The organism is Nonomuraea sp. NPDC005501 (assembly GCF_040605905.1).
In the GTDB taxonomy this organism is placed as follows: Bacteria; Actinomycetota; Actinomycetes; order Streptosporangiales; family Streptosporangiaceae; genus Nonomuraea.
In genome coordinates this window covers 20,495-32,488 of sequence record NZ_JBEXDT010000073.1, presented here as the reverse complement: position 1 = coordinate 32,488, position 11,994 = coordinate 20,495, and the positions used below count along the sequence as shown (strand labels likewise).

At 69.1% G+C, this 11,994-nt stretch carries 12 protein-coding genes; 8 read left to right on the top strand and 4 right to left on the bottom strand.

The window, feature by feature from the left end; translation table 11 throughout:
• Positions 1 to 26: 26 nt before the first annotated feature.
• Both ABZS51_RS29885 and ABZS51_RS29880 read right to left on the bottom strand, forming a co-directional pair.
• On the bottom strand, positions 27 to 272 hold the full coding sequence (locus ABZS51_RS29885) for a sulfurtransferase TusA family protein (protein ID WP_310715084.1): 246 nt from the start codon (positions 270 to 272) through the stop codon (positions 27 to 29).
• On the bottom strand, positions 269 to 1,402 hold the full coding sequence (locus ABZS51_RS29880) for an aminotransferase class V-fold PLP-dependent enzyme (RefSeq protein WP_355447787.1): 1,134 nt from the start codon (positions 1,400 to 1,402) through the stop codon (positions 269 to 271). The genes ABZS51_RS29885 and ABZS51_RS29880 overlap by 4 nt, the downstream gene beginning before the upstream one ends.
• Before the next feature lie 253 nt (positions 1,403 to 1,655).
• Here ABZS51_RS29880 and ABZS51_RS29875 point away from each other — a divergent pair, with 253 nt between their 5' ends.
• The 4 genes from ABZS51_RS29875 to ABZS51_RS29860 all read left to right on the top strand — a co-directional run bounded on the left by ABZS51_RS29875 (position 1,656) and on the right by ABZS51_RS29860 (position 5,850).
• Entirely contained in the window at positions 1,656 to 2,450 is a 795-nt protein-coding gene (locus ABZS51_RS29875) for a cytochrome c oxidase subunit II (protein WP_310715081.1), read from the top strand.
• A complete protein-coding gene (ctaD, locus tag ABZS51_RS29870) occupies positions 2,447 to 4,108 on the top strand; it encodes a cytochrome c oxidase subunit I (RefSeq protein WP_310715080.1) in 1,662 nt (553 codons plus the stop codon). Before ABZS51_RS29875 ends, ctaD begins: the two co-directional genes overlap by 4 nt.
• Positions 4,108 to 4,521 (top strand): cytochrome c oxidase subunit 4, encoded by a 414-nt coding sequence (locus ABZS51_RS29865; RefSeq protein WP_355447784.1) that lies wholly within the window; start codon positions 4,108 to 4,110, stop codon positions 4,519 to 4,521. The genes ctaD and ABZS51_RS29865 overlap by 1 nt, the downstream gene beginning before the upstream one ends.
• A gap of 138 nt (positions 4,522 to 4,659) precedes the next feature.
• A complete protein-coding gene (locus ABZS51_RS29860) occupies positions 4,660 to 5,850 on the top strand; it encodes an Ig-like domain-containing protein (protein WP_355447781.1) in 1,191 nt (396 codons plus the stop codon).
• Positions 5,851 to 6,054: 204 nt separating this feature from the next.
• Here ABZS51_RS29860 and trpD read toward each other — a convergent pair whose 3' ends face one another.
• Positions 6,055 to 7,092, bottom strand: a complete 1,038-nt coding sequence (gene trpD / locus ABZS51_RS29855; protein WP_355447778.1) for an anthranilate phosphoribosyltransferase — start codon at positions 7,090 to 7,092, stop codon at positions 6,055 to 6,057.
• 9 nt (positions 7,093 to 7,101) lie between these two features.
• Positions 7,102 to 7,500 (bottom strand): hypothetical protein, encoded by a 399-nt coding sequence (locus ABZS51_RS29850; protein ID WP_310715248.1) that lies wholly within the window; start codon positions 7,498 to 7,500, stop codon positions 7,102 to 7,104.
• A 198-nt stretch (positions 7,501 to 7,698) separates the two neighbouring features.
• Between ABZS51_RS29850 and ABZS51_RS29845 the strand changes: the two genes are divergently transcribed.
• Genes ABZS51_RS29845 through ABZS51_RS29830 form a run of 4 tightly spaced genes read left to right on the top strand, consistent with a single transcriptional unit; the run spans position 7,699 to position 11,937 of the window.
• Complete coding sequence (locus ABZS51_RS29845; protein ID WP_355447776.1) at positions 7,699 to 8,349, top strand: heme-copper oxidase subunit III; 651 nt, start codon at positions 7,699 to 7,701, stop codon at positions 8,347 to 8,349.
• 14 nt (positions 8,350 to 8,363) lie between these two features.
• A complete protein-coding gene (locus ABZS51_RS29840; RefSeq protein ID WP_355447773.1) occupies positions 8,364 to 9,173 on the top strand; it encodes a c-type cytochrome in 810 nt (269 codons plus the stop codon).
• Positions 9,170 to 10,285 carry a Rieske 2Fe-2S domain-containing protein gene (locus ABZS51_RS29835; RefSeq protein WP_310715070.1) on the top strand — a complete coding sequence of 372 codons (1,116 nt, stop codon included), beginning with the start codon at positions 9,170 to 9,172 and terminating at the stop codon, positions 10,283 to 10,285. Before ABZS51_RS29840 ends, ABZS51_RS29835 begins: the two co-directional genes overlap by 4 nt.
• Entirely contained in the window at positions 10,282 to 11,937 is a 1,656-nt protein-coding gene (locus ABZS51_RS29830; protein WP_355447769.1) for a ubiquinol-cytochrome c reductase cytochrome b subunit, read from the top strand. The genes ABZS51_RS29835 and ABZS51_RS29830 overlap by 4 nt, the downstream gene beginning before the upstream one ends.
• Positions 11,938 to 11,994: the final 57 nt, after the last annotated feature.

The following is an 11,994-nucleotide window of genomic DNA, read 5'->3' as shown; positions in this document are numbered from 1 at the left end:
ACATGCAACGACCACGGGGGCCGGGGTCAGTAGTTGCGCCGGACGTGGATCGACCAGCCGCCGCCCGGCAGCTCGTACGAGCCGACGTGGCGGTGCGACTTGAGGCGGCACCAGGCCGGCACGTCCGCGTAGGCGGCCGGGTCGTCGGCCAGGACGGCCACCACGGAGTTGAGCGGCACGTGGTTGATCTGCTCGGCGAGCATGATGATCGGGATCGGGCACTTCTTCCCGAGTGCGTCGATCGTCAGTGCCGGCGTGGTGACCTCGGTCATGCGACTCCTGCGTCGTGGCGGATCCGGCGCACCAGCTCGGGCAGCACGGCGAGGAACCTGTCGACCTCGTCCGCGGTTGCGCCCCTGGGCAGGGAGACCCGCACGTTGCCATGGGTGAGCACGCCCATCGCTTCCAGGACGTGCGATGGACGAAGCGTACTAGCGGTGCAGGAGCTGCCGGACGAGACGGCGAACCCCGCCTTGTCGAGCTCGCCGAGGAGCACCTCGCCGTCCACGTACAGGCAGGAGAACGTCACGATGTGCGGTGCCCGCTCGACCGGCTCGCCGATCACCTCGACGTCCGGGACGATCTTCGGGACCGTCTCCCTGATCCGCCCGACCAGCTCCGACAGGCGCCGCTGCTCCACGGCGGCCTCCTCGGCCATGGCGCGTAGCGCCGCCGCGGCGGCCACGGCCGCCGGCACGTTCTCGAAGCCCGGCACGCGGCGGCGCTCCCGCTCGTCCTCCGGCACGAACGAGCGGAACCTCGTGCCCTTGCGCACGGCCAGCACGCCCACCCCGGCCGGGCCGCCCCACTTGTGGGCGCTGGCCGTCAGGACCGACCATCCCGCGGGAACCGGCAGCCGGCCCGCGGTCTGCGCCGCGTCGACCAGCAGCGGGACCCCGAACCGCCGGCACGCCTCGGCGGCCTCGGCCACCGGCTGCAGCGTGCCCACCTCGTGGTTGGCGGTCTGCAGGCACGCCAGCGCGGTGCCCTCCCGCGCCACGGCGGCCTCGAAGGCGGCCGGGTCGACCCGGCCGGTCAGGCTCACGCCGACCGTCTCGACCGTGCCGCCGTCGCGTTCGTGCAGCTGGGCGGCGTGGAGCACGCTGGAGTGCTCCACCGCGGCCGTGACGAGGTGGCGTCCGGCCCTGCGCCTGCCGTGTAGGGTGCCGAGGACGCCGAGATGCACGGCCTGCGTGCCCGAAGAGGTGAACGACACCTCGTCGGGACGCGCGCCCAGCACCTCGGCCACCTCCGAGCGCGCCTGCTCCAGCAGCAGATGCGCCCGGCGGGCCTGGGTGTACGGCCTCGCGGGGTCGGCCCAGCCGACGTCGATCGCCGCCAGGAGCGCCTCGCGCCCCCGGGGGTGCAGCGGCTCGGTCGAGGCCGCGTCGAAGTACGCCACGTGACCATCGTCCCACCCGCGCCGACCCGCTCGCGGCCGGCTCCCGGCCGCCCGGCCGTCTCCGGCAGGAGACACCGGGCCCCATCAGGGGCGCGCCATCCGAGGGGGCGCGCGGGAGGGCGGGGCCCTTGCACGCTAATGTGTCTGCAATCAGCTGTGCATTTGGAAATACGAGCGCCCAAGAGTGACTCTTGGGCTTCATCTGTGGGGTAGGCGATCCGTGAGTCCGACTCGCCGTTCGACACGGCGTTCGTTGGCCCGGCGCGGGGTGCCGCGCGCCGCCGCTTTGGCGTTGCTGCTGGCCACCGTGACGGCGTGTGCTAATGACGTTCCCAAGGCCGACTGGTCTCGTGGCCTCCTTCCGACGAGCATCACCACCCAGGGTGACACCATCACCAATCTGTGGAACGGCGCCTGGATCGCCGCGCTCGCCACGGGTGTCGTCGTCATCGTCCTGATCGTGTGGGCGTGCATCTTCCACACCCGGCGACGGGCCAAGGCAGAGCTGCCTCCGCAGGTTCGCTACAACCTGCCGATCGAGATCTTCTACACCCTGGTGCCGCTCGTCATGGTGTCGGTGTTCTTCTTCTTCACCGCCCGTGACACCCGCGACCTGCAGGCCCTGCCGGGCAATCCGGACGTCCAGGTCAAGGTCGAGGCGTTCCAGTGGAGCTGGCGCTTCACCACGACGGTCGGCGGCAAGACGCTCAAGCCCGTGACGGGCCAGCCGGTCAGCGACTACCACCAGGGTCCCCAGCTCGTCCTGCCCGTGAACAAGCGCGTGGAGTTCGACCTGAACTCCCCGGACGTCATCCACTCCTTCTGGGTGCCGGCGTTCCTGTTCAAGCGTGACGTGATCCCCGGCCTCCTGGAGAACGACAAGGGCCGGAAGTTCGAGATCACCACGCTGAACAAGCCCGGCGTCTACGCCGGCCGCTGCGCCGAGCTGTGCGGTGTGGACCACAGCCGCATGCTGTTCAACGTCAAGCTCGTTCCGCAGGCCGAGTACGACCAGTACATCGCGACCCAGACTGGGAGCGCCCAGTGACCGCCATCCAAGAGCCCCTCCGGACGACGGCAAGGCCCACACCCAAGGGCCGGATCATCGCCAAGTGGCTGTCCTCCACCGACCACAAGATCATCGGTCACCTGTACCTGATCACGTCGTTCATCTTCTTCCTCATCGGCGGCGTCATGGCGCTGGTGATGCGGGCGGAGCTGGCGCAGCCGGGTCTGCAGTTCACCAGCAACGAGCAGTTCAACCAGCTGTTCACCATGCACGGCACGATCATGCTGCTGATGTTCGCGACGCCGCTGTTCGCCGGCTTCGCCAACGAGCTGATGCCGCTGCAGATCGGCGCCCCCGACGTCGCCTTCCCGCGCCTCAACATGGTGAGCTACTGGCTCTACCTGTTCGGCAGCACCATCGCCGTGTCGGGCTTCTTCACCCCCAACGGCGCCGCCTCCTTCGGCTGGTTCGCCTACACCCCGCTGTCCAGCGTGGTCTACTCGCCCGGCATGGGCGGCGACCTGTGGATCATGGGTCTGGCGCTGTCCGGCCTCGGCACCATCCTCGGCGCGGTCAACTTCATCACCACGATCATCTGCATGCGCGCTCCCGGCATGACGATGTTCCGCATGCCGATCTTCACCTGGAACATCCTGCTGACCAGCATGCTCGTGCTCATGGCGTTCCCGGTGCTGGCGGCCGCGCTGCTCGCCCTGGAGGCCGACCGCAAGCTCGGGACCCACATCTTCGACTCGGCCAACGCCGGGCCGATCCTGTGGCAGCACCTGTTCTGGTTCTTCGGCCATCCCGAGGTGTACATCATCGCGCTGCCGTTCTTCGGCATCGTGACGGAGATCCTGCCGGTCTTCAGCCGCAAGCCGATCTTCGGTTACATCAGCCTGGTCGGGGCGACCATCGCGATCGCCGGTCTGTCGATCACGGTGTGGGCGCACCACATGTTCCCCACCGGACAGGTGCTGCTGCCGTTCTTCTCGTTCATGACGTTCCTCATCGCGGTGCCGACGGGCGTGAAGTTCTTCAACTGGATCGGCACGATGTGGCGAGGCCATCTGAGCTTCGAGGCGCCGATGCTGTTCTCGATCGGCTTCCTCATCACCTTCCTGCTCGGCGGCCTGACCGGCGTCATCCTGGCCTCCCCGCCGCTGGACTTCCACATCAGTGACACCTACTTCGTGGTCGCGCACTTCCACTACGTGGTGTTCGGCACGGTGGTGTTCGCGATGTTCGCCGGCTTCTACTTCTGGTGGCCGAAGTTCACCGGCAAGATGCTCAACGACCGCCTCGGCAAGGTCCACTTCTGGCTGCTGTTCATCGGCTTCCACACGACCTTCCTCATCCAGCACTGGCTGGGCGTGGCGGGCTTCCCGCGCCGCTACGCCGACTACAGCCCGCTCGACGGCTTCACCGACCTCAACATGATCTCGTCGGTGGGCGCCTTCGTGCTCGGCGCGTCCACGCTGCCGTTCTTCTACAACGTGTGGAAGACCTGGCGCAGCGCTCCGAAGGTCACCGTGGACGACCCGTGGGGCTTCGGCGGCTCGCTCGAATGGGCGACCTCCTGCCCGCCGCCGCGGCACAACTTCACGTCGCTGCCGCGCATCCGCTCGGAGCGCCCGGCGTTCGACCTGCACTACCCGCACACGTCCGCCAAGTCCGCCCAGGAGGTCGAGGCCTGATGAAGGTCCAGGGTTGGCTGTTCCTGCTGTGCGGCGTCTTCTTCGCCGGAGTCGACGTCGCCTACTGGTTCTGGACGAAGGCCGCGACGGGCCACGGTGAGCCGGTCGGCACCACCGCCATGGCCATCTCGGTGGGCTTCGCGTTCATGATCGGCTACTACCTGATGTTCACGGCGCGGCGCATCGGCGCCCAGCCGGAGGACAACAAGCAGGCCGACATCAGCGACGGCGCGGGTGAGATCGGCTTCTTCAGCCCGAGCAGCTGGTGGCCGCTGTTCCTCTGCCTGGCGGCGGCCTTCGCCTTCGCCGGGTTCGTCGTCGGCCTCTGGATGTTCCTGATCGGGATCTTCCTGGTCATCATGGCGATGATCGGCTTCGTGTTCCAGTACTACCGGGGCAACTTCTCGCACTGACGCGAGCCGTCGAAGCGGGTGTCCTCCTTGCGGGAGGGCGCCCGCTTTTTGATGATCTTTACCGCCACACAAAGTGGCGAATCCATCACTCAGGGTACAACGGGAGGCGAAGGGACCGAACGGGACGGGGGAGTACTCGTGGGGCGCTTCACGTATGGATCGGCCGGTCTGCTCGCTCTGTCACTGCTGACGGCGTGCACCGCCACCACCGCAACCAGACAAGCCGTCAAACCCGCCGCCCCGGCCGTCTCGGTGGCCGTCATCCCCGGCGACCGGGCCAAGGACGTGCCGACCGAGGAGCCCGTCGTCGTGGCCGCCGACGCCGGCAGGCTCACCAGCGTCCACGTCAGCAGCGACCAGGGCCCCCTGCCCGGCGTCATCAGCGCGGACGGCACCCGCTGGCGCAGCAACCAGACCGCCAGACCGGGCACGAAGTACACGGTGCGGACCGTCGCGGTCAACGCCGACGGCAGGCGCAAGGAGAGCACCAGCACCTTCACCACGGTCAAGGCGGCCCAGACCTTCGACATCGAGTACATCACCCCGAACAGCAACGACACCGGCACCACGGTGGGCGTCGGCATGCCCATCATGATCACCTTCGACAAGCCGATCACCGACCGGGTCGCGATCGAGCGCAACCTCACCGTGCAGAGCTCCAAGCCCGTCCAGGGCGCGTGGCACTGGTTCGACGACCGGCACGTCGACTTCCGGCCGACCGAGTACTGGCCCGCCTACACCAAGGTCCGCCTGGACGCCCGGCTGGCCGGCGTGCGCGGCGGCGAGGGCATGTACGGCAAGCGCGACGTGCGGCTCGACTTCCGCATCGGCCGCGAGCAGATCACCCGCGGCACCACCCAGAACCACGTCCTGACCGTCAGGCGCGACGGCAAGGTGGTCCGCACCATGCCGATGAGCGCGGGGCAGGGCGGCGCCTGGAAGTTCTACACGACCTCCGGCATCCACCTGGCCATGTCCCGGGAGGCCGTGACGGTCATGACCTCGCCCGGCATCGGCCCCGGCGAGTCCGGCTACTACCAGCTCACGGTCTACGACACGGTCCGGATCTCCAACAGCGGCGAGTACGTGCACAGCGCGCCCTGGTCGGTGGGGGCGCAGGGCAACTCCAACGTCAGCCACGGCTGCGTGAACGTCAGCCCGGAGAACGCCAAGTGGTTCCTCGACAACACCCTGATCGGCGACCCGATCATCATCACGGGATCGCCGCGCGTGCTGGAGCCCACCAACGGCTGGGGGCACTGGCAGGAGAACTGGAAGGAATGGCTCAAGTGGAGCTCGATCAAGGACGGCCCCACCGTGGGGTTCTGACGAGCGCTCCGGCGGCGCCGCGCAGAGGCTCCGCGCGGCGCTGTGATGGCTTCCTCACGCCCGGTGGGTCGCGGATGGGGGAGCGGACGTAAGGGCAGGCCATCGGCCGCGTACGGGCCGTACGGACGCGAACGCGGCCCGGGGCGTGCCGGCTGGTGAAGCCGTGGACGTCCCGGGCCGCGTCCGGTCGCGTTGGAGCTGTCGTCAGGCGGCGCGGCTCACCTCGACCCAGCGGTCGAGGGTCGCGGCGGCCCGGCCGGAGTCGACCGCCTGTGTCGCCCGCGCGTACGCGTCGATCATGGCCGAGTCGAGGTCGTCGCCGGGCCCGTCGAGGGCGACCAGCGCGGCGGCGGCGTTGAGCAGCACCGCGTCGCGCACCGGCCCCGTCACGCCGTGGACCAGGTCGCGCACCGCCTGGGCGTTGAACGTCACGTCGCCGCCGCGCAGCGCGGCCGCGTCGGCGCGCGGGATGCCCAGCACCGCCGGGTCGAACACCGTCTGCGTGGCGGCGCCGTCGCGGACCGTCCACACCGTCGAGGTGGTGGAGATCGTCAGCTCGTCGAGGCCGTCGTCGCCGCGGAACACCAGCGCCGACACGCCCCGCTCGGCGAAGACGCCCGCCAGCACCGGCAGCATGCCCGCGTCGTAGACGCCGATCGCCTGGGCCGCCGGCCGGGCCGGGTTGGTGAGCGGGCCGAGGAAGTTGAAGACCGTCGGGACGCCGATCTCCTTGCGCGGCGGACCGGCGAAGCGCAGCGCCGGGTGGTAGACGGGCGCGAAGCAGAACGCGATGCCCGCCTCCCGCGCCACCCGGGCGGTCTGCTCGGGCGTGAGGTCGAGGCGGATGCCCAGGTGCTCCAGGACGTCGGCGGCGCCGCACGAGGAGCTGGCGGCGCGGTTGCCGTGCTTGACCACGCGCGCGCCCGCGGCGGCGGCCACGATCGCCGCCATCGTGGAGACGTTGACCGTGTGGGCGCGGTCGCCGCCGGTGCCGACGACGTCGACCACCGGGCCCTCCACGCTCAGCGGCGTGGCCAGCTCCAGCATGGTGCGGGCCAGCCCGGCCACCTCCGCCACGGTCTCGCCCTTGGCCCGCAGCGCCACGGCGAAGCCGGCGATCTGCGCGGGCGTCGCGGAGCCGGACATGATCTCTCTCATCGCCCAGGCGGTCTCGTCGGCGGTGAGGTGCTCCCCGGAGAGGAGCGCCGACAGCAGGGCCGGCCAGGTGGTCCGGGCATCCACGGAGGGCACCTACTTAGCGTTGAGTCGGGTCGAGGAACGGCGGCGCATGAGGTCGGCGACGGTTTCGGCGACCACCAGGGGCTCCAGCGGCTGCGGGACGACGGCGTCGGCCTTGGACCACTCGGCCAGCCAGCGGTCGTCGCGCCTGGCGATGATCAGGCAGATCGGCGGGCAGTCGTAGACCTCGTCCTTGGCCTGCCGGCTCACGCCCATGCCGCCGGCCGGCTGGGTCTCGCCGTCGAGCACGGCGACGTCGATCTCGCCGGAGGCGAGCCACTGGTGGACCTTGGGCTCGGTGGCGCACTCGACGACCTCCACGAACGGCACGTCGGCGGCCGGACGGCGGCCGAGCGCCAGCCGCACCTCCTCGCGGGTGGTGGCGTCGTCGCTGTAGACGAGGACCTTCATGGTGTCGTCGGTGCTCACGGTCGCGCTCACTATCGGTCGAAGCGGTATATGGTCACCTGGGATCGTACCGGTGCGACGGCGTGCAATCCCAGGGAGCCGTCCCAGGCGCGTGATTTGCAGGAATCATCCCAGCTTGGTGGTCTCCGGACCCCCGCTAACGGGGGGTCGTGCGCCGGACCGACACCCGGAGCCGCAATAATGCTGCCCGTGGCGACAGCATCCGCAATAACTTCGACGACGACAGCACATCCGTCCCGCAGACCCAACCTGGTCAGCGTCGGGACGATCGTGTGGCTGTCCTCTGAGCTCATGTTCTTCGCGGCGCTGTTCGCGATGTACTTCACCATCCGGTCGGTGAGCCAGGGCCACGGCCTCGAATGGGGGCCTGCGCTGCTGCCGAAGGGCGCGACCGCCGAAGGCGCTCACCTGAACATCCCGTTCGCGACGGTCAACACGATCATCCTGGTGCTGTCGAGTGTGACGTGCCAGCTGGGCGTGTGGGCCGCAGAGAAGGGACAGGTCGGCAAGCTCCGCTTCTGGTACCTCGTCAGCTTCCTGATGGGCGCCGTGTTCGTCGGCGGTCAGCTGTACGAGTACGGCGAGCTGGCGAGCGAGGGCGCCACCCTGTCCGCCAACGCATTCACGTCGGTGTTCTACCTCACGACGGGCTTCCACGGCCTGCACGTGACCGGTGGCCTGATCGCGTTCCTGTTCATGCTGGGACGCACGTACGCCGCGAAGCGCTTCACGCATGAGCAGGCCACCAGCGCGATCGTCGTGTCCTACTACTGGCACTTCGTCGACGTCGTCTGGATCGGTCTTTTCGCGACCATCTACATCATTCGTTAAGGAACGGGATCTCTGTGACTAGGATCACCGCTTGGCGGCGGCATCCCCTCGCGAGATACGCCGTCCTGATTTTGGCGTTGGCGCTGGTCGGGATGGTTTATACCGCCTTCGTGCAGGCCGGCCGGCCCGCCGACGCGGCTCTCGCCTCGGGCAAGCTGGACGACGTCGCGGAGGGCAAGAGCCTCTTCGAGGTCCACTGCGCGAGCTGCCACGGCATGAACGCGCAGGGCACGTCGACCGGGCCGACGCTGATCGGCGTGGGCGCCGCGGCCGTCGACTTCCAGATGAGCACCGGCCGCATGCCGGCGTCCAACCCGGGCGCGCAGGTGCCGCGCAAGCCGCTCGCCGGCTGGGTGACGCCGGACAAGATCCGCCAGATCGGCGCCTACGTGCAGTCGCTCGGCGGCGGCCCGCAGGTGCCCGGCAAGGAGCAGGTCGACCCCGCGCTCGGTGACGCCGGCAAGGGCGGCGAGCTCTTCCGCGCCAACTGCATCCAGTGCCACAACTGGGCAGGCGCGGGCGGCGCGCTCACGCAGGGCAAGTACGCGCCGAACCTCAACCAGGCCACTCCGGAGCAGATCTACGAGGCGATGGTCACCGGGCCGCAGGCCATGCCGGTGTTCAACGACACCACGATCACGCCCGAAGAGAAGCGCAGCATGATCGCCTACATCACCCAGGTGCGCGAGCAGAAGGACCCGGGAGGCTTCGGCCTGGGTCGGATCGGCCCCGTGACCGAGGGTCTCGTAGGTTGGTTGGTGGGCATCGTGGCCCTCATCCTCGCATCCATCTGGATCACCGCGAAGAAGCGACAGAAGTCATGACAGACATCGAGCACGAGACCGAGCAGCCCGACGACCGCGTGCCCAAGCGCGTCATCGGCACCCCCGCCCCGGGCACCTCGATGCTCGGCGACGGAGTGGAGCCCGGCCGGGGCGACACCGAGGTCCCCGGCGTCACGTACCAGGACCAGGACAAGGCCCGCAAGGCCGAGAAGATCGTGGCGCTCTGCTTCACGATCACCTTCCTCGCGGCGATCGCGTTCATCATCTCGTACGTGGTCTTCCAGGTGGGCAGCCCGGAGGCCACCGCGGTCTCCAACCTCGCGCTGGGCGGAACTCTCACGCTCGCGCTGCTGGGGCTGGCCGTCGGCATCGTGGTCTGGGTCCGCCAGATCATGCCGAAGTACTCCCTCGTCCAGGAGCGCCACACGATGGCCTCCGACGAGGACAGCCGTGAGGTGGTCGCCGAGACCTTCATCCAGGGCGCCAACGAGAGCGGGTTCGTCAAGCGCCCGCTGCTGCGCCGCACCCTGCTGCTGGCGGCGGCTCCGCTGGGCCTGGTCCCGCTGGTGCTCCTGCGCGACCTGGACAACTCGAAGATGCCCGGCGCGAAGTTCAACGAGACCCTGCGCCACACCGTCTGGGGCGAGAAGACCAAGGAGGGCAAGCCGCTGCGCCTCGTCGTCGAGGGCACCGGCCAGCCGATCCGCGCGGCGGACTTCAACTCGCCGGGCGGCATCCTCTCGGTCGTCCCCGAGGGCTACCAGCATGACCTCAACGCCCTCGCCAAGGCCACGCTGATCCTGATCAAGTTCCGGCCGGAAGAGATCAAGTCGGGCGTCAACAGCAACTGGACGCACGACGGCATCGTGGCCTACTCCAAGATCTGCACGCATGTGGGCTGCCCGGCGGCCCTGTACGAGCAGACCACCCACCACATCCTGTGCCCCTGCCACCAGTCGACCTTCGACGCCGCCGACGGCGCCAAGGTCATCTTCGGCCCGGCCGCCCGGCCGCTGCCGCAGCTGCCGATCACGGTCGACGACCAGGGCTACCTCATCGCCAAGGGCGACTTCGCGGTGCCCGTCGGCCCCAGCTACTGGGAGCGCGGCGACGCCGAGGCCGAGGCCAGGTCCAAGGGAGGTCACGCATGAGCAGCGACCTGACAACGGTTCCCAAGGGCATCGCCGGTCCGTCGAACTTCATCGACGAGCGCATCGGCGCGGCCAACTTCCTCAAGCGCAACCTGCGGAAGGTCTTTCCCGACCACTGGTCGTTCCTGCTCGGTGAGATCGCGCTCTACGCCTTCATCCTGCTGCTGCTGACCGGCACGTTCCTGACGTTCTGGTTCAAGCCCAGCATGGGGGAGATCGCCTACGACGGCTCCTACGCCCCGCTCAAGGGCGTCATGATGTCCGAGGCGTACGCGTCGTCGCTGGAGATCAGCTTCGACGTGCGCGGCGGTCTGCTCATGCGGCAGATGCACCACTGGGCGGCCCTGCTGTTCGTGTCCGGCATGATGGTGCACATGCTCCGGGTGTTCTTCACCGGCGCCTACCGCAAGCCCCGCGAGCTCAACTGGCTGATCGGCGTCCTGCTGCTGACGCTGGCGCTGGTCGAGGGCCTCACCGGCTACTCCCTGCCCGACGACCTGCTGTCCGGCGCCGGTCTGCGGATCACCGAGGGCGTGGCGATCTCGCTGCCGCTGGTCGGCACGTACATCACGTTCTTCCTGTTCGGTGGCGAGTATCCCGGCGAGGACATCATCTCCCGGTTCTACTCGCTGCACATCCTGCTCATCCCGGGCCTCATCCTGGCTCTCGTGTCGGCCCACCTGGTGCTCATGTGGGTGCAGAAGCACACCCAGATGCCCGGCAAGGCCCGCACCAACAAGAACGTGGTGGGCGCGCCGTTCTACCCGGCCTTCATGGCCAAGGCCGGCGCGTACACGCTGTTCACGTTCGCGGTGGTCGCGGGGCTGGCGACCTTCACCCAGATCAACCCGATCTGGCTGTTCGGCCCGTACACGCCGGCGGACATCTCGGCGGGCTCCCAGCCCGACTGGTACATGGGCTTCCTCGAAGGCTCGCTGCGGCTCATGCCGTCGTGGGAGATCAACATGTTCGGCACCGCCCACGCGGGCACGCTGCCGCTCAGTGTGATCATCCCGGCGCTCGTGCCGCTGGGCCTGGTCATGACGGGGCTCGCGCTGTACCCGTTCCTGGAACGCTGGATCACGGGCGACCACCGCGAGCACCACGTCGCGGACCGCCCGCGCAACAACCCGCACCGCACCTCGATCGGCATGGCCGCCATCGTGTTCTACGGCGTGCTGTGGCTGCTCGGCGCCAACGACGAGCTCTCGGCGAACTTCCAGATCTCGCTCAACTGGACGACCTACGCCGGTCGCGTGCTGGTGTTCGTGCTGCCGGCGCTGGCGTACGTCATCACCTACCGCATCTGCCTCGGCCTGCAGCGCCACGACGCGGGCGTCGTCTCGCACGGCGTCGAGTCGGGCGTCATCAAGCGGCTGCCGCACGGTGAGTTCATCGAGGTCCACACGCCCGCGGCGGACGACATCGAGGCTCACGTGCGCGGCAAGGAAGCGGTGCCCATGCTGCCCGTCGAGGCGGACGGCGCCGGCATCCCGCCCAAGGGCATGCGCGGTCCGCTCGGCAAGCTCCGGGCCCGCATGTCCCGCGCGTACGGCGGCGAGAAGATCGCCCTCGACGAGGGCCACGGTCACGGCCACGACGAGGAGCACGCCGCGGTCGAGTCCGGCGAGGACCGCTCGCTGACTCACTGACCACCCGCGCCGCCGGTCCTTCCGGGACCGGCGGCCCGACCCGGGCCCGGGCGGCTG

Bases quoted from the DNA above. Each gene is read 5' to 3' on its own strand.
- ABZS51_RS29885 (WP_310715084.1), bottom strand. From the start codon at position 272: ATGACCGAGGTCACCACGCCGGCACTGACGATCGACGCACTCGGGAAG.
- ABZS51_RS29835 (WP_310715070.1), top strand. From the start codon at position 9,170: ATGACAGACATCGAGCACGAGACCGAGCAGCCCGACGACCGCGTGCCC.
- ABZS51_RS29830 (WP_355447769.1), top strand. From the start codon at position 10,282: ATGAGCAGCGACCTGACAACGGTTCCCAAGGGCATCGCCGGTCCGTCG.
- ABZS51_RS29845 (WP_355447776.1), top strand. From the start codon at position 7,699: ATGCTGCCCGTGGCGACAGCATCCGCAATAACTTCGACGACGACAGCA.
- ABZS51_RS29865 (WP_355447784.1), top strand. From the start codon at position 4,108: ATGAAGGTCCAGGGTTGGCTGTTCCTGCTGTGCGGCGTCTTCTTCGCC.
- ABZS51_RS29850 (WP_310715248.1), bottom strand. From the start codon at position 7,500: ATGAAGGTCCTCGTCTACAGCGACGACGCCACCACCCGCGAGGAGGTG.